This is a genomic window from Paenibacillus sp. Marseille-Q9583, from assembly GCF_976954365.1.
This window is the reverse complement of record NZ_CDRJTB010000002.1, coordinates 171,174-187,309: the sequence shown is the minus strand read 5'-3', so window position 1 is coordinate 187,309 and position 16,136 is coordinate 171,174. Positions and strand designations below refer to the sequence as shown.

Below are 16,136 nucleotides of genomic sequence, written 5' to 3'. Positions count from 1 at the left end.
CCTCCTATCATCTTATCTTATGTGGTTATAGTGTGGAAAATCGACTCCCCGACAGCTAAACACTTTTTGAAATAAGGGTTTAATCCCTTATTACATCATGCCGCCCATTCCACCCATGCCGCCCATATCAGGCATACCTGGTTTTTCTGGTTCTGGCTTGTCAGCAATTACTGCTTCAGTAGTCAAGAACATAGCCGCTACGGATGCAGCGTTTTGAAGTGCGGAACGAGTTACTTTAGCAGGGTCAACGATACCTGCTTCGAACATGTTCACCCACTCGCCAGTAGCAGCGTTGTAGCCGATGCCGATAGCTTCTTTTTTCAAGCGATCCACGATAACGGAACCTTCTTGACCAGCGTTAGCCGCAATGGTACGAACTGGTTCTTCGAGCGCGCGAAGCACGATGTTAACGCCTGTTTTCTCGTCGCCTGTTACATCTACAGCAGCAACAGCATTATATACGTTCACAAGAGCTGTACCACCACCAGAAACGATACCTTCTTCAACCGCAGCGCGAGTTGCGTTCAGGGCGTCTTCGATGCGAAGTTTACGCTCTTTCAATTCAGTTTCAGTTGCAGCGCCAACTTTGACAACGGCTACGCCGCCAGCCAATTTAGCCAAACGCTCTTGCAATTTTTCTTTGTCGAACTCGGAAGTTGTTTCTTCCAGTTGAGCACGAATTTGGCTTACGCGAGCATTGATGTCCGCTTTGTCGCCGCTTCCGTCTACGATTGTTGTGTTTTCTTTAGTTACGCGTACTTGACGTGCGTTACCCAGTTGTTCAATGGAAGTGCTCTTCAGATCAAGACCGAGCTTCTCAGTGATCACTTGACCACCAGTCAGGGCAGCGATATCTTGCAGCATAGCTTCGCGGCGGTCGCCAAAGCCAGGAGCTTTAACAGCAACAGCGTTGAATGTTCCACGCAGTTTGTTCACGATCAACATTGCTTGTGCTTCGCCTTCGATATCTTCAGCGATAATAACGAGCGGTCTAGCTTGTTGAACGATTTTTTCAAGCAATGGAAGGATTTCTTGAGTGCTGCTGATTTTTTTATCAGTGATCAAGATGTATGGGTTCTCCAGAACAGCTTCCATTTTGTCCGTATCAGTAATCATGTACGGGGAAATGTAACCGCGGTCGAACTGCATACCTTCTACGACTTCAAGTTCAGTAGCGAATCCACGGGATTCTTCAACAGTGATAACACCGTCTTTACCTACTTTTTCCATAGCTTCAGCAATCAATTGGCCCACTTCTTCGTCAGCAGCAGAGATAGCAGCTACTTGAGCGATAGCTTGGGAATCTTCGATTGGCTTAGCGATTTTTTGCAATTCTTCAACTGCTGCACGAACTGCTTTGTCGATCCCTTTGCGAATAACCATTGGGTTAGCGCCTGCAGTTACGTTCTTCAGACCTTCACGGATCATAGCTTGTGCCAGAACCGTTGCAGTTGTAGTACCGTCACCGGCTACATCGTTAGTCTTAGTAGCAACTTCTTTAACCAGTTGAGCACCCATGTTCTCGAATGCATCTTCAAGTTCGATTTCTTTAGCGATAGTTACACCATCGTTAGTGATAAGCGGGCTACCAAATTTCTTCTCAAGTACCACGTTGCGACCTTTTGGTCCAAGTGTAACTTTTACCGCATTTGCCAAAGCATCTACACCGCGCAACATAGAGCGGCGTGCTTCTTCACTAAATTTAATTTCTTTAGCCATTGTGTAATTACCTCCTAGAATTTTTTGTATATCACGTTACTTTAAGTAGTTTAGATTTAGCTTATAATCGACTCTCGCTTAGTCAAGAATCGCGTGAATGTCGCTTTCTTTCATAATCAAATATTCTTTACCTTCGTATTTGATTTCTGTTCCTGCATATTTAGAGAAAAGAACACGGTCGCCTTCCTTTACTTCGAGCGCTACACGTACTCCATCTTTCAAAGCTCCGCTACCTACTGCAATAATAGTTCCTTCTTGTGGCTTTTCTTTCGAGGAGTCCGGAAGCACAATCCCGAATGAAGTGGTTTCCTCCTGCTCGCTCGGTAGCACCAATACGCGTTCACCTAAAGGTTTGATCATGAAAAAATAGCCTCCTTTAAAATTATGTTATTTTGCTTCAAAACATAGTTTAGAACTTACCTGTCTTACTTCAAAATCTCTGGTGTTTATGAAAAATATCAATTGGACGCTATGAATATCTGGTCCATCTCATATTTTCCATAAGCATTAGCACTCGACAGCTTGTAGTGCTAACAACAATTTTTATGATACTCAACTTGAGCCCGGATTTCAAGTCCTTTTACACAAATTCGCATTTGTTTTCGTAAAAAATAACGTTTCACTGGTTGTCCTAGGCACACACTCTATACATTCTATCCACAGGGTGTGAAAATATGCGTATGATTTCAGTAGTCTCAACTGTACCACCTACGCCCGAACATTTCAAAAAACGGGGGTTTAAAACAAAAGAACTGTCTCTTTCGTAGAAAAATCTACTTAGTGACAGCCCTCTTATCATCATTCCTCACTCTTGGTGTACTGAGCTTCCCTTGCCGCATCCGCAGCAAGCTGTTTGCGATAGACGAAGGCGGACAGGAATACGCTGAACTCATACAACACAAGCAGCGGGATCGTCACCAGAAAGTCTGAGATGAAGTCCGGAGGAGTGATGACTACAGCAATAAAGACAAGCGTGAAATAAGCGTATCGACGCATTTTACGCAAGCGTAACGGGTTAAGAACCCTCAGTTTGGTCAGAAACATCACCAGTAGCGGTAGCTCAAACAACAGTGCTAAAGGTAGCACCAGACTGAACATGAAGTTGAAATATTGTGCAATTCCGTAGGTCTCTTCCAGTCCCATACTCCGGGTGATAGAGATTGTGAACGAAAGCGCCATTGGAAATACAACATAATAAGCAAAAGAAAGACCGATTAGAAAAAGAACAAAAACATAGGGTACATAACGTAGTGTTGCACTACGCTCTTCCGGTCGTAAGCCCGGACTAATAAACGCCCACAGCTGGTAAGCAATAAAAGGAACTGAAATGACTAATGAAACCGCCATTGCGATCTTCATATACATTCCGATACCATCCCAGAATGAGAACGCATGCAGAACAAACCCTTGCGCTAGATCTGTACTAATTAAATAATCGTAGATTGGCTTGGCACAGAACAGCCCCCCTACCAATCCCAAAACAAATATAATCAGCACATAAATAATCCGTTTACGCAGCTCGGTGAGATGATCCACCACCGACATTTCTTCCGATTCGAGAGACATCCTGACACCATCCCATGACAAGAATAGAAACGCCACACCGACTGTATGTATAGCTGTGCCCGTTTCTGCAGAAAGCAGCAACCAAATTGAAAAAGGGACATCTCCTAAGTCTATTAGACTTGAGAGATTGCCCCATTGTTAAATCTTTTATTATTCCGGCAGGCGTTTGTCCTGAGGAATATCTGCAGCGACCGTCTGCGGGGCCGTCGGCACAGGAGCTTCGCTCTTCTTCACCGGATCACCATCACCAATGATTTCACGTGCGCCTTCCTTAAATTCACGGAAGGTTCGTCCAACTGCGCGGCCTAACTCTGGCAGTTTATTCGGTCCAAAGAGGAGCAGTGCCAGTATAACCAACAAGATAATACCCGGAGTACCAATTCCACTAAACATTATTATTCCTCCTTGTCCGTCTATCCGATCATGGTATCGATTACGATAATCTAATAATACCATAACTTATGTCACAGTTACATCCACTATCTTCTATAAATAGTTTATCCTTGTGACGTGACAAGAATATGACAATGTTATTGACGGTATTGGCCAGTTACCATGAGTAACGCTTCAGGTAGTTGATCCATAATGGCTGCTAAATTCTCATGAACACCCTTCGGTGTGCCCGGTAAGTTGACAATCAACGTGCGTCCACGAATGCCGCATATCCCGCGGAACAGCATCACCGCACGGTTTTTTTGCATCACCGTACTTCGCATCGCTTCAGAAAGTCCAGGCACTTCCCGTTCGATTACACGCCGGGTTGCCTCTGGAGTCACATCGCGTATCGCTAAATCCGTACCTCCGGTAGTCAATACCAGATCTGCTTGAAAATAATCTGTAAGTTCTATCAAAGCTGCGATAATCTCATCTTGTTCATCGGGCACGATCCGATATTCAACGATCTCGCCTCCAAGTTCCTCTTCCACCAGCTCCCGAATAACCTGGGCGCTCGTGTCTTCCCGTTCGCCCCTGGCCCCTTTATCGCTGGCCGTTAGGATTGCTGTTTTCCACGCCATAGGTTTGTCCTCCCTCTCTATGTATAATTGGCTGTACAGTGCAGCCCACTTGCTTCAGCGCATCGAACGTCAGCTCTGTTCATGGTTCAAGCGCGTAATCTCCATTCTTGCCTCCACTTTTAGACACTAAGAGCGTTGGTCCGATAATCATGTCCTTCTGAAGAGCCTTGCACATGTCGTACACCGTTAGTGCTGAGGCAGATACAGCGGTCAATGCCTCCATTTCAACTCCGGTCTTTCCGGTAGTATGGACTGTTGCTTCTATATAAAGTTCATCTTCGCTGTTATCGGAGAAGCGGATGTCAATACCGGTAAGTGGGAGCGGATGGCACATCGGAATCCAGTCAGACGTCTTCTTGGCCGCCATAATTCCAGCGATCTGCGCAACGGCAAGTACGTCTCCTTTACTGATCTTGCCTTCCTTGATGGCACTAAGCGTCTCAGTTGCCATCTTGATCTTACTCCGCGCGACAGCTGTCCGCTTCGTAATCTCCTTTTCGCTCACATCCACCATACGAGCTCTTCCCTGCTCGTTAAAATGGGTCAATTCCACGGCTCACTCTCCTTTTCGGCAGTGCACTATGCCATTTTCAGTAATCAGCATGTCCATAAAGGCATCATGCTCATCCATGGGCACTTTCGGAACCAGTTGCATACCAAAAGCTAGCCCGATCCAGACAGGGGGCTTCGCAGCGGCATACTCTTCCGTCTCCCATGACGCACGCAATCGATCATAGTATCCTCGGCCATAACCAAGCCTGCCTCCCTGAAGATCAAAAGCCAGCCCCGGAACAAACACAACATCCGGTAGTGTAACAACTTCAATCTCTTGTGAATCTTTGCCGGATACAATAGGTTCATGGATACCATACGCCCCCGGCTCAAGCTCACTCCAAGCGTTTACCATATGGACACTCATTGCACCACTTGCCGGAATGACACGCGGCAGCAGTACCCTACGCTGGTCCTTCCACACCTGTGTAAGAAGCGCGTTGGTATCGAGTTCAGAACGGAAAGATACATAGGCCAACAGTGAGGCTACGTCTTTCGCCTTCAGCCACTCTGATGCATGCTTGCAGACCAGAAAAGACAATTCCCTTCTCTGGTCCGAGGAGAGCTCGTTTCGGGCGATGGTCTTCTCAGTTCTTAGTTGTTGCTTTGCTTTGGAGATCACCGACTCCTTGCTTGACATCGCCCGGCAACCCCCTATATTTATCCCAAGCTTATCCTTGTTTGTAAATCCAGTTTACCACTCTTCTCCCCGGTTCGCCAAGGTGGATAGGACTGTGTTTCTGGGCCAGGTCGTTATTCTCTGCTTCCGATATATCGAGCTCTCGCTTGGGAAACGCTTTTCATGTAAACTATAGAATAAGTTGTTCATACGGCTGAGGTATAAATGCCAAGGCGAAATATGCAAGGGTGGAGGTTTCATCGTTATGCTTCTTCAAGCGACAGGAATTACAAAATCATATGGTATACAGAACGTACTAGACGGCATAAGCCTTCAGGTAAATGAAAAGGAACGTGTCGGACTCGTGGGTGTTAATGGTGCCGGCAAATCAACTTTTCTGCAAATTCTGGCTGGTGAAATGTCCTTTGACAGCGGTCAAATTCATAAATCAAAAGAAACTACTATCGGGTATTTAGCCCAAAATAGCGGACTTCAATCTGACAAAACCATTCATGAAGAAATGATGGCAGTTTTCGCACCACTGATCGAAGCCGAGGCTGAGCTAAGAGAGATGGAAGTAAGCATTGCCGATCCTAAGCTGGCAGAGGACCCAAAACGGTACGAAGAACTGCTCGAAAGATATGCCCGCCGATCAGATTGGTTCAAGGATCACGGCGGTTATGAAATGAATACACGAATCCGCAGTGTCCTGCACGGCATGGGCTTCGGCGAGTTCCCACCGGATACACCTATCTCCACACTTAGTGGTGGCCAGAAGACTAGACTCGCATTAGCCCGCATTTTGCTTCAGGCTCCCGATCTTCTAATGCTGGATGAACCGACGAACCATCTGGATATCGAAACATTAACATGGCTTGAGGATTATCTTCGCAGTTATGCTGGCGGAATTCTGGTCGTATCTCATGACCGTTATTTCCTTGATCGGCTTGTAACTACTATTGTAGAGATCGAGCGTCATCAATCTCGGCGTTATACAGGCAATTACAGCCGATATGTAGATTTGAAGGCTGCCGAATATGAAACACGGATGAAGCAGTATGAGAAACAGCAAGATGAAATCTCAAGAATGGAAGATTTCGTTCAGAAAAATATTGTGCGAGCATCTACCACAAAACGTGCGCAGAGCAGACGCAAAGCGCTTGAGAAGATGGATCGTATTGATCGGCCGATGGGCGATCTGAAGAAAGCCAGCTTCTCCTTCGAGCCGGACTTCATGTCTGGTAAAGAAGTGCTGCAAGTCCGTAATGTTGCGGTTGCCTTTAATGATGGTCCACCTTTGTTCAAGGATGCTTCTTTCGAACTGCGCCGTGGAGAAACTGCTGCACTCATCGGTCCCAATGGCATTGGCAAATCTACACTGCTGCAGTGTATGACCGGAACCCGCGAGCCTTCAACTGGAACTGTGAATTGGGGGACTAAGGTAAAGGTCGCTTATTATGATCAGGAACAGACCCGCCTCAATCCAAAGAACACAGTAATGGAAGAGCTATGGAGTGAATATCCAATGATTGAGGAAGCCAGAATCCGTACGATCCTTGGCAACTTCCTCTTCAGCGGTGAAGATGTTCTTAAGAAGATATCCGCACTGAGCGGCGGCGAAAAAGCACGCGTTGCATTATCAAAGCTCATGTTGCGCGGCGCAAATATGCTCATCCTAGATGAGCCAACCAACCATTTGGATTTAGTCAGTCGTGAGGTTTTAGAATCAGCTTTAATTGATTTCGAGGGCACATTGCTCTTCATTTCTCATGACCGGTATTTCCTCAATAAAATGGCTGAACGGGTGCTTGAGCTTCATCCCGAGGGGATCGATCAATACCTTGGCAACTACGATGACTATATCGAGAAAAAACGAGAATTAGAAGAGATTGCGAAAGATGCCGCCGAATTAGCCGCCAAAAACGTCAACAAGGATGCTGCAGTTCCTGAAAAAAACGCTGTTTCCTCCTTCGAAGCGGACAAGCAAGCCAAGCGTGAAGAGCGTAACCGGAAGAGGCGCATTGCTGAGCTAGAGGAAGGCATTGCCTCACTAGAAGAGTCGATCGCTTTTATAGAGAATGAAATGACTAAACCTGAAGTTTATCAGGATTATTTAGCACTTCAAGGTCATGAAGAGGATCTGAAGAACAAAAAAACTCAGCTTACCGATTTATTTAACGAATGGGAAATCCTTGCTGACGAATAATGTAAAAGCCACTTCATAAATTTTTTTTCATATTTCTTATTTTGTTCATAAACAGTTATCCACAGCTCTATACACAGGTTTCGTGTATAACTCCCTACTAAAAAAGCCCCTTAGGGGCTTTTTTTATGCGTTAAATCGGTATTTTCAATTCCCAGGAATTATTATCCACCGAATTATCCACATTATCCACAATTCCCACAAGGTTTCATTGCTAACAAAAATGGTTATAAAGGTGATTTAAAAAGAGCTGACATTGCTGATTTTACGCACTTTTTACACAACTCAGACGGAATATGTGGATAACGTTGTCCACAACTTGACAAAAGAAATAACCCCACCTAAAACCTGTCATCAAAAGCTAAAAAAGAACCCGCCATCTCTAAATCAGACAGCGGGTCGATGTATATTAAACGATTTGTGTAGAGAGCAGAGCAGCGTTACAGGCTGCAATATAGGCAATCCCTGCTGCCATGATAATATCTTGATGCGTAGCTGTGCCTCTAAATTTAAGACCTTCCCACTCTACCATCACAGCCGCCTCCGCCTGGGCGTTCTCTCCACTTCCAAGTGAATGCAGCTCAAGTCCCGCAAAATCGATGTCCTCTGAGATGCCTTGCCCAATAGCAGCGATAATGGCTTCAAGCGGACCATCTCCAGTACTAGTATGAGAAGTTTCCTGTCCAGATTTCAAATGGCGAACCGTAACCGCGGCCACCCGGCGCTGGGCACTGCCTGCCAATACCTGAACCTCACCCAGTTCATAGACCTGAGCTTGCTGTCCAGTTGTACTGCTCACCATTTGCAGCAACTGGTCATCACTGACTACCTTTTGGCGGTCAGCGGTCTCTTTAAACGATTCATAAAGTGCATCCAGCTCCGCAGGCTCCAGCGTAATACCATACTTCGCCGCCCGGTCTTTCAGCGCATGTCTGCCAGAATGCTTGCCCAGAATGATCATGCTACGCGGGATACCCAGCCGCTCTGGGTCCATAATCTCATAGGTGCTACGATCCTTCAGCAAACCATCCTGATGAATCCCTGACTCATGCTGGAAGGCATTTCTTCCGACGACTGGTTTGTTATAGGCGATTGGAAAATGCATCGCTCCGCTGATCAGCCGCGAAGTATCATACAGCTTATCAAGCACAATGCCTGTTTCTGCTCCAATTGCATCCCCGCGGGTTTCGAGCGCCATCACAAGCTCTTCTAGTGCGCAGTTCCCGGTACGCTCGCCGACTCCGTTCACAGTGACTTCGATCTGCGTCGCACCTCCATCTATTGCTGCCAGACTGTTGGCTACAGCCAGCCCCAAATCATTGTGACAGTGGGCACTGTAGCTTACCGTTTCTCCACCTCTTGCTCCTAGCCGCACACGTCGGAACATTTCCCCATATTCATGTGGCAATGCGTAACCGACCGTATCGGGCAGATTGATAATAGAAGCGCCTTCCTCAATAACAGCTTCAATCATTTCAATCAAATCATCGATTCCTGTTCGCGCAGCATCCATCGCCGTGAATTCAACGACATCAGAGAATTGACGCGCATAAGCTGTCATCTCGCGGGCTTTGGCTACGACTTCAGCTCTGCTCATACGCAATTGATGCTGCAAATGAATATCAGAAGAGGAGATGAACAGGTGAATCCGCCGGCGTTCAGCATCTTGGGTTGCCCGGACTGCCGCGTCAATATCCCCTTTAACCGCCCGTGCAAAACCGCAAATTTCCACATTTCGCACCTTACGAGAAATCGTCTGTACTGCTGCAAAATCACCAGGGCTCGATATCGGAAATCCAGGCTCCATCACATCAACACCCAGATCCGCAAGCTTATAGGCCAGCAGTATTTTTTGCTCTGGGGTTAGACTTGCACCCGGAGCCTGTTCACCATCTCGCAGAGTCGTATCGAAAATTTGTATACGTTTCTTTACTGGAATAATCATCTGAATTCCTCCTGTTTTCCTCTTATTGGATTTCTTACCCTAACCTATGCTTCAGCGCAGATCCACACGTCGACTTGTGGTCCTGCTAAATTCCCCACCCACTGCTGCCGGCAGCTGATACGAATGAATCCTCTGCACAATTTGGAATGTGCAGAAGGTTCACTCTTGGCGTCTTAAATTGCGCCTGAGTCCATAACTCGAACCGCTTCAATAAGAACGCAAAAACCCGCCGTCTCTAATAAAGAGACGGCGGGTTACCCCTCCGCGGTACCACTCTTTTTGACGCATAGGCTATTCATATAATCAAGCCATTAAGCTGCGTCCAGCTCCTCTTCCCGGTCCATCCTGAGGATATCAGGATATTCTTGAAAGGTCCGATAACGGGGACAGCCGTAGGCAGCGTACTCTTATTTCCGCCGCTCCGCTCCCGGGCGAGATTCAAGACTTTCGGTGACTGCGTCGCACCACCCCGCAGCTCTCTGTTCACCGTATTCCCTACTACTCCCGTTCTTAGCGTGTATTATATACATTCTCACTACTCAAAATCCATACAAAAAAGCCTGCCATCTCATTCAAGAGACGACAGGCTGTTAACCTTCGCGGTACCACTCTTGTTGATGCTCTGTACCGGTTAAGTTACTGCCGATTCCAATTGAACATCCACTCTACGGTCCAGTATGTTAGATACTCGACCACCCTTTCACGGAGGTTACCCGTAGACGGTGTACGAACGTTCCGGCGACAATTGCCGGTAATGCTTCCACCGTTCCGCTCCCAGACGAGTTCAGGTCCCCTTCGACTGCGTCGCACCTACCCGCAGCTCTCTTATCCCAGAGTATCCTTACTACTTCCGCTCATCGCGTTTCCTTGTATAATTGAACTGATTATACTCGTTAGCTCCAAATGATGTCAATAGGCGGATACAGACCATTGTTCCAATGAGAATCCAGGGTCAGCAACCATATTCAGCGGAGTACCGCCATCATGCTGCCACTTCACGTATGCAGCAGCTCCAATCATAGCTGCATTATCCGTGCAGTATACCGGAGGTGGAATAATAAGCTCAATGCCCTCCGCTTCACAGCGTGAGATCAAAGCCGAGCGCAGGCCAGCATTAGCAGCAACACCTCCACACAGCAATAACTGCTTGGAGCTGGTAGCTTTAACAGCGCGTACCGCTTTTTCCACCAGTACCTCAACCACAGATTCTTGGAACCCGCGGGCAATGCCTGCGACATCTGGCATGAGACCCTTCATCTTGCTCTGATTCACAACGTTCAGCACAGCCGACTTTAAGCCACTGAAGCTGAAATCATAAGAACCCGGCTCCAGCCATACTCTTGGTAACGGTACAACCTCAGTCGCCTCGCGGGCCAGACGATCCACATGAGGTCCACCGGGATAAGGGAATCCTAGTGCTCGTGCCACTTTATCATATGCTTCGCCTACGGCATCATCACGGGTGCGTCCGATAATTCGAAACTCACCCTCACGCTCCATATGAACCAGTTCAGTATGCCCGCCGGACACCACTAGTGTCATGCATGGATACTGTAACTCTGCCACTAAACGGTTAGCATAAATATGTCCTGCAATATGATGTGTGCCAATTAGCGGCTTACCCCATGCGAGGGCAAGGCTCTTGGCAGCTACTACCCCGACAAGTAAAGCCCCCACCAAACCTGGGCCTTGTGTAACCGCCACCGCCGACAACTGATCTGGTGTAACCCCTGCTGTAGAGAGTGCTTCTTCTATCACCAGTGTAATTACTTCCACATGCTTACGGGAAGCTACTTCTGGTACCACGCCGCCGAAGGCGCGATGTGTCTCAATCTGACTCGAGATGATGTTGGATAACACTTCAGAGCCATCTTTGACTACAGCGACCGACGTTTCATCACAACTCGTCTCAATAGCAAGTATTAGTACAGGCTGTGCTGCGCCCGTTTCTGTCTTCATTTCAAGTCCACGCTTCCTTCCATATTCCCATGCTCCTCGTACTCTGGCAGATCCGCCCACATAATGAGCGCATCTTCGCGATTATCGGAATAATATCCTTTGCGTGTGCCAGCAGATCGAAAGCCTTTTTTACGATATAAATTCTGTGCTACCTCGTTCGATACCCGTACCTCAAGTGTAATAGACTTCATACCTACATAAGACGCCGTCTTCATCAGTTCTTCGAGCAAACGCTCGCCCCATTTACGTCCACGATAAGCTTCAAGTAGCGCTATATTCGTCACATGCGCCTCATCCACGATGGCCCACATACCGGCATAACCGATAATATGGCCTGCCAGCTCCATAACCATATATTTTGCAAAATGATTATGCGTCAGCTCGTTGCGAAAAGCTTCCTCTGTCCAAGGCATCGTGAAGGCTTCCCGTTCAATGATAAGAATGTCAGGAATATCCGTAAGCTTCATCAAACGAAAAACAAGTTCAGCCTCTTGAGCTATCATTGATTCCGCTTCCGTCATGGTTTCTTTAAGCCCCCTTCTCTGCTTAACCGCAGATTGGCCTCCGCTTCTGAAATCTGAGTATAGTTAGGGATCAAGCTATGGATATCATCTTTCTCTACCTGAAGCCGCGCTTCTCCAAGAAATCCTGTCCAGCGGCCTTCCATTTCATAAGGAACTGCAATAGAAACACCAAGATCCTTCAATGGACGAAGCGATTCCTCACTGCCATGAACTGCAGTCTCCCCAACAAACCAAAGAACAGCGGGCTTATTCCCTTCGACTGAAGCCTGTCCTAAACGTTCAGCTAAGTACTCCACCCAATCTGCCATCAGGCGGATGGCATCAGGCTCAAGACGGCTAGGCGCATTATTTCCCTCAGCTGCGAATAATCCTGTATACACCTGTCCTCGGCGCGCATCCATTAGTGGAATGATCCAATCAGGCCCGTAGCTGTTATTCTCGGTAGTTTGTTCCGACGCTTTGGTCATCACGTTGTTCTTGAGGGCTGTTTGATATCCGCCCCACGCCACTGCATGTAGACTCGAAATACCGACAACTGGGACATCCCATGCCCATGCCAGCGTTTTGGCAGCGGTAACTGCGATACGTGTTCCTGTATATGATCCAGGACCCACACCAACAGAAATCCCGCCCAGCATTGCAGCAGTAGTTCCTGTAGCTTGCAGCGCCTGCTCAATGATCGGCAGTAAATGCACCGAATGATTCCGTTCTCCGGAAGCATTTATTTCATGCAGTAGTAACCCGTTCTCTGTAACTGCCACGCCTAATACTGCAGTTGATGTATCCAGCGCTAAAAGCCGCTTGCGCGGCTCTGTATTCTGATTCGTCATCTTCCTTAACCCCACTTCTGGATCAGCTGCCGGCAAAGCTCACCATACGGCTCCCCGATTCCGGTCACCGTAATCATTCTTTCATCTGGCCCCACTGTTTCCATGTATATATGCATATGCCGCGGCGGCATTAAATCCGTAATAATACTGCTCCATTCCACCAAGCACACTCCTTGCCCGTAGAAATACTCATCGAGTCCAAGCTCATCCGCTTCCTGAAGCGAAATCCGATATACATCCATATGATATAGGGGCAGACGGCCCTCGTACTCTTTAATAATTGTAAAAGTAGGACTGTTTACGATCCCCTTTACGCCGAGATGCCTAGCGTACCCTTGTGAGAAGGCTGTTTTTCCTGCGCCCAGATCGCCATCCAGACCGATAATCATCCCTGGCGTTGAAGCAGTAGCTAGAGCAGCTGCAAGCAACTCCGTATCCTGGAGGCTGTAAGAACGGTAAGTGAACACCGTTTCGTCTGTATTGTCCAACTACAACTACCACCTTTTAAAATATACCTGCCAAAAACCATTACTATTAATTATATCGGTATGCTTCATCCACCGCAACAACTGTCCCAATTCAATCTCCCATGCCAGTATGCCAACAATAGAAAAAGAGACCTCTACGCAAAAATAAGCATAAAGAGTCTCTTTTATAAAAGTGTGATTTATCTTATCTTATCTCAGCTCTTCGAACAAACCCTTGTTAATGATCCTGCTCCTCTAACCGTTCAACGCCTACCGTATGCGTATTCGTTGGTCGAGAGCCCACTTGAACCGTAGCCATTCCGTTCTGTGCATCCACATGCTCAATCCATACAGGTTCTCCATCCAAATGCACACTTACCGTCTCTTTAGAAGCATAAATATCCTGTGCTCGTTTAACGTCCATCACTGTTCTCCTCCTTTATTTTTCCTAAATCTCACGATTCTAATGGCGAAGTTTCTTCGAGGGTTGATTCCGCATCAAGCTTCTCCGAGTCCGAGACCTGACTTGCTTCCGGTGGAGCTATAATGCTGTCCCAATCCACAACTGTTGCTGGAATATCCTGCTCGCTCAGCGCATCGATCCACTCGTTTCCACGCGGTTCCATGACTTAGTATTCTCCTCCTCAGCTTTATAAGCCTGATTTTATATTTTCCCATGATTCACAAAAAATGCACCCGGCTAGAAAAGCCTTTCCTGCCTCATACTAACCCAAAGCAAATAACTTAGATCAGGAGGCGTTTCTCATGCATACCGTTTGGAAAGGAGCCATCAGCTTCGGGCTAGTGCATGTTCCGGTTAAAATGTTCTCCGCTACGGAAGACAAGGACATTTCTCTGCGTTATATCCATAAAGAATGCGGCAGCCCACTGTCGTATGTACGTAAATGTCCGGTGTGTGACAAAGAGGTGGCTTGGGAAGAAATCGGCAAGGGTTATGAATATGAAAAAGGGAAGTTTGTTCTATTCGACAAAGAGGAATTGGATCAATTGACCGACGAAAGCAGCAAAAGCATTACCATACTCGATTTTGTTGATCTGACGGAGATCGATCCAATTTATTTTCAAAAAACCTATTACTTATCCCCGGATCAGGCAGGGACAAATGCATATCGGCTTCTTATGGAGGCCATGCGTCAAACTGGTAAAATTGGCATCGCCAAAATTTCGATTCGTTCCAAAAGCAGTCTGGCTGCTATTCGTGTGCTGGAGGATTGTCTCGCCATCGAGACTATTTTTTATCCTGATGAAGTGAGACCGGTCTCACAAGTGCCTGGCCTGCCCGAAGCAGGAACGGTGAATGATAAAGAGCTGGATATGGCCAAGCTGCTCATTTCACAGCTATCCACGCCCTTTGATGCGGCAAAATATACCGATGATTATCGCCAGCGTATGCTTGATCTAATCTCACATAAAATTGCAGGTGAGGAATTTCATATTGCTCCTGCCAAACAAGAAAACAATGTGATTGATCTAATGGCTGCATTGCAGGCCAGTATTCAGGCTGTACAGCATATCCCTACAGACCCTGGTCCTTCTTTAGCAGGCACCACAAAGACTAAGTCTAAAGCGGCTCCTGCGGCCAAAAGAAAAACATCCAAGACCAAAACAGCCACCGCCGAATCTGCCGATCAGCAAAACGAGGCTTCCGGGCCGATTCCAGTCATCGCACCAAAACCAAAACGTCGCAGTGCAAAAAGCAAAACAACCGTATCGTAGGAGGCTCTGCTCATGAAGCTTCAGCCTATTATTCCTTTTGAACCCATACTGGCTGGGCAGCTTCCAGCAGGCAACCAATGGATCGCACAGATTAAATGGGATGGCGTTCGTATGTTGTCCTATTACGACGGAAGCACTACTCAGCTTATTAACAGACGTGGCAACTATCGTACAGCGCAATATCCTGAGCTTACTGATGTATCTGCTTACTGCAAGGCGGATTCCGTTATTCTTGATGGTGAAATCATTGCGCTCAAGGACGGCAAGCCCTCATTTCACGAGGTGATGCGAAGGGACAGCTTAAAGAATGGCTCCACCATTTCCGTCGTTAGGCATCAGGTTCCTGTCATTTATATGATTTTTGATATTCTGTTTTATAATGGCCAATCGACGATGGATCAGCCTTTATTCTCACGGCAGCAGCTGTTAAACGATATTCTGCTGCCGCATCCCCATGTTCAGGCCGTACCCAGCTATACCGATCCAACAGAATTATTCGCCGCTGCTCAGAGTCAGAGCTTAGAGGGAATCGTCTGTAAGGATATCAACAGTACTTATGCTCCCGGTGGAAAAGATAAACGCTGGCAGAAACGCAAAATCATTTCTGATCTTACGGCAGTAGCCGGGGGTGTAACGTTCCGAGACGGCATTGTCAATGCGCTACTTCTTGGGCTGTATGATGTTAAAGGAAATTTGCATTATATCGGACATGCCGGGCCAGGAAAATTGACTGTACAGGATAAACGCGACTTAACTGCAGAGGTACAGCATTTAAAAATAGATCAAATGCCCTTTACAGCTGATCCCCAGCGAGGGAAGGGTGCTTTTTGGATAAAACCGAAGCTTGTCTTCAAAGTTCATTTTTTGGAATGGAATACCTCAGGCACTCTTCGTCAGCCGGTTACTCAAGCTAGGGTAGATCTTCCTCCCGAATCATGTACTATGGAGCAAAAAGGATAAACTCTTTCCAAAAAAACGTCCTCCCGAATTTATCGAGAG

Annotated in this window: 17 protein-coding genes and 1 other annotated feature; of the genes, 3 read left to right on the top strand and 14 right to left on the bottom strand. The window is 47.0% G+C overall.

The genetic code is table 11. The features are described 5' to 3' along the window. Positions 1-90: 90 nt before the first annotated feature. The 7 genes from groL to ACWNM1_RS02585 all read right to left on the bottom strand — a co-directional run bounded on the left by groL (position 91) and on the right by ACWNM1_RS02585 (position 5,493). A complete protein-coding gene (gene groL, locus ACWNM1_RS02615) occupies positions 91-1,719 on the bottom strand; it encodes a chaperonin GroEL (RefSeq protein ID WP_042185277.1) in 1,629 nt (542 codons plus the stop codon). A gap of 78 nt (positions 1,720-1,797) precedes the next feature. Further along, positions 1,798-2,079, bottom strand: coding sequence for a co-chaperone GroES (gene groES / locus ACWNM1_RS02610; RefSeq protein WP_036676506.1), 282 nt, complete (start codon positions 2,077-2,079; stop codon positions 1,798-1,800). A 438-nt stretch (positions 2,080-2,517) separates the two neighbouring features. Further along, on the bottom strand, positions 2,518-3,285 hold the full coding sequence (gene tatC / locus ACWNM1_RS02605; RefSeq protein WP_449599637.1) for a twin-arginine translocase subunit TatC: 768 nt from the start codon (positions 3,283-3,285) through the stop codon (positions 2,518-2,520). A gap of 150 nt (positions 3,286-3,435) precedes the next feature. Beyond that, on the bottom strand, positions 3,436-3,678 hold the full coding sequence (locus ACWNM1_RS02600; protein WP_042185275.1) for a twin-arginine translocase TatA/TatE family subunit: 243 nt from the start codon (positions 3,676-3,678) through the stop codon (positions 3,436-3,438). Between the two features lie 137 nt (positions 3,679-3,815). After that, positions 3,816-4,301, bottom strand: a complete 486-nt coding sequence (locus ACWNM1_RS02595) for a MogA/MoaB family molybdenum cofactor biosynthesis protein (protein ID WP_020429419.1) — start codon at positions 4,299-4,301, stop codon at positions 3,816-3,818. Between the two features lie 79 nt (positions 4,302-4,380). Then, positions 4,381-4,854 (bottom strand): cyclic pyranopterin monophosphate synthase MoaC, encoded by a 474-nt coding sequence (gene moaC / locus ACWNM1_RS02590; protein ID WP_042185273.1) that lies wholly within the window; start codon positions 4,852-4,854, stop codon positions 4,381-4,383. 3 nt (positions 4,855-4,857) lie between these two features. Beyond that, complete coding sequence (locus ACWNM1_RS02585) at positions 4,858-5,493, bottom strand: 5-formyltetrahydrofolate cyclo-ligase (RefSeq protein WP_449599634.1); 636 nt, start codon at positions 5,491-5,493, stop codon at positions 4,858-4,860. A gap of 244 nt (positions 5,494-5,737) precedes the next feature. Here ACWNM1_RS02585 and ACWNM1_RS02580 point away from each other — a divergent pair, with 244 nt between their 5' ends. After that, on the top strand, positions 5,738-7,678 hold the full coding sequence (locus tag ACWNM1_RS02580; protein WP_449599632.1) for an ABC-F family ATP-binding cassette domain-containing protein: 1,941 nt from the start codon (positions 5,738-5,740) through the stop codon (positions 7,676-7,678). Between the two features lie 406 nt (positions 7,679-8,084). Here the strand turns inward: ACWNM1_RS02580 and ACWNM1_RS02575 are convergent, their stop codons facing one another. From ACWNM1_RS02575 to ACWNM1_RS02545, 7 genes are all read right to left on the bottom strand, one after another. Further along, positions 8,085-9,620: a 2-isopropylmalate synthase gene (locus ACWNM1_RS02575; RefSeq protein ID WP_042185267.1), complete on the bottom strand. Its 1,536-nt coding sequence runs from the start codon at positions 9,618-9,620 to the stop codon at positions 8,085-8,087. Between the two features lie 239 nt (positions 9,621-9,859). Next, positions 9,860-10,141 (bottom strand) — a binding site (T-box leader). A 388-nt stretch (positions 10,142-10,529) separates the two neighbouring features. Further along, positions 10,530-11,579 carry a tRNA (adenosine(37)-N6)-threonylcarbamoyltransferase complex transferase subunit TsaD gene (gene tsaD, locus ACWNM1_RS02570; RefSeq protein WP_449599629.1) on the bottom strand — a complete coding sequence of 350 codons (1,050 nt, stop codon included), beginning with the start codon at positions 11,577-11,579 and terminating at the stop codon, positions 10,530-10,532. After that, positions 11,576-12,100 carry a ribosomal protein S18-alanine N-acetyltransferase gene (rimI, locus tag ACWNM1_RS02565; protein WP_042185263.1) on the bottom strand — a complete coding sequence of 175 codons (525 nt, stop codon included), beginning with the start codon at positions 12,098-12,100 and terminating at the stop codon, positions 11,576-11,578. The genes tsaD and rimI overlap by 4 nt, the downstream gene beginning before the upstream one ends. After that, complete coding sequence (gene tsaB, locus ACWNM1_RS02560; RefSeq protein ID WP_449599627.1) at positions 12,097-12,933, bottom strand: tRNA (adenosine(37)-N6)-threonylcarbamoyltransferase complex dimerization subunit type 1 TsaB; 837 nt, start codon at positions 12,931-12,933, stop codon at positions 12,097-12,099. Before tsaB ends, rimI begins: the two co-directional genes overlap by 4 nt. Before the next feature lie 5 nt (positions 12,934-12,938). Beyond that, complete coding sequence (gene tsaE, locus ACWNM1_RS02555) at positions 12,939-13,421, bottom strand: tRNA (adenosine(37)-N6)-threonylcarbamoyltransferase complex ATPase subunit type 1 TsaE (protein WP_042185258.1); 483 nt, start codon at positions 13,419-13,421, stop codon at positions 12,939-12,941. Positions 13,422-13,638: 217 nt separating this feature from the next. Beyond that, positions 13,639-13,824 (bottom strand): H-type small acid-soluble spore protein, encoded by a 186-nt coding sequence (locus ACWNM1_RS02550; protein WP_042193364.1) that lies wholly within the window; start codon positions 13,822-13,824, stop codon positions 13,639-13,641. A 31-nt stretch (positions 13,825-13,855) separates the two neighbouring features. Continuing rightward, positions 13,856-14,026: a hypothetical protein gene (locus tag ACWNM1_RS02545; RefSeq protein WP_156113056.1), complete on the bottom strand. Its 171-nt coding sequence runs from the start codon at positions 14,024-14,026 to the stop codon at positions 13,856-13,858. A 139-nt stretch (positions 14,027-14,165) separates the two neighbouring features. Here ACWNM1_RS02545 and ku point away from each other — a divergent pair, with 139 nt between their 5' ends. Both ku and ACWNM1_RS02535 read left to right on the top strand, forming a co-directional pair. Beyond that, complete coding sequence (ku, locus tag ACWNM1_RS02540) at positions 14,166-15,137, top strand: non-homologous end joining protein Ku (RefSeq protein ID WP_449599624.1); 972 nt, start codon at positions 14,166-14,168, stop codon at positions 15,135-15,137. A 12-nt stretch (positions 15,138-15,149) separates the two neighbouring features. After that, the gene (locus tag ACWNM1_RS02535) at positions 15,150-16,097 is read left to right on the top strand and encodes an ATP-dependent DNA ligase (RefSeq protein ID WP_449599622.1); all 948 of its coding nucleotides are present in this window, start codon (positions 15,150-15,152) and stop codon (positions 16,095-16,097) included. Positions 16,098-16,136: the final 39 nt, after the last annotated feature.

Coding starts and splice junctions, on each gene's coding strand:
- ACWNM1_RS02545 (WP_156113056.1), bottom strand. CDS start 14,026: ATGGAACCGCGTGGAAACGAGTGGATCGATGCGCTGAGCGAGCAGGAT.
- groL (WP_042185277.1), bottom strand. CDS start 1,719: ATGGCTAAAGAAATTAAATTTAGTGAAGAAGCACGCCGCTCTATGTTG.
- ACWNM1_RS02595 (WP_020429419.1), bottom strand. CDS start 4,301: ATGGCGTGGAAAACAGCAATCCTAACGGCCAGCGATAAAGGGGCCAGG.
- ACWNM1_RS02600 (WP_042185275.1), bottom strand. CDS start 3,678: ATGTTTAGTGGAATTGGTACTCCGGGTATTATCTTGTTGGTTATACTG.
- ACWNM1_RS02585 (WP_449599634.1), bottom strand. CDS start 5,493: ATGTCAAGCAAGGAGTCGGTGATCTCCAAAGCAAAGCAACAACTAAGA.
- groES (WP_036676506.1), bottom strand. CDS start 2,079: ATGATCAAACCTTTAGGTGAACGCGTATTGGTGCTACCGAGCGAGCAG.
- tsaD (WP_449599629.1), bottom strand. CDS start 11,579: ATGAAGACAGAAACGGGCGCAGCACAGCCTGTACTAATACTTGCTATT.
- rimI (WP_042185263.1), bottom strand. CDS start 12,100: ATGACGGAAGCGGAATCAATGATAGCTCAAGAGGCTGAACTTGTTTTT.
- ACWNM1_RS02580 (WP_449599632.1), top strand. CDS start 5,738: ATGCTTCTTCAAGCGACAGGAATTACAAAATCATATGGTATACAGAAC.
- tsaB (WP_449599627.1), bottom strand. CDS start 12,933: ATGACGAATCAGAATACAGAGCCGCGCAAGCGGCTTTTAGCGCTGGAT.
- ACWNM1_RS02550 (WP_042193364.1), bottom strand. CDS start 13,824: ATGGACGTTAAACGAGCACAGGATATTTATGCTTCTAAAGAGACGGTA.
- ACWNM1_RS02535 (WP_449599622.1), top strand. CDS start 15,150: ATGAAGCTTCAGCCTATTATTCCTTTTGAACCCATACTGGCTGGGCAG.
- ku (WP_449599624.1), top strand. CDS start 14,166: ATGCATACCGTTTGGAAAGGAGCCATCAGCTTCGGGCTAGTGCATGTT.
- tatC (WP_449599637.1), bottom strand. CDS start 3,285: ATGTCTCTCGAATCGGAAGAAATGTCGGTGGTGGATCATCTCACCGAG.
- ACWNM1_RS02575 (WP_042185267.1), bottom strand. CDS start 9,620: ATGATTATTCCAGTAAAGAAACGTATACAAATTTTCGATACGACTCTG.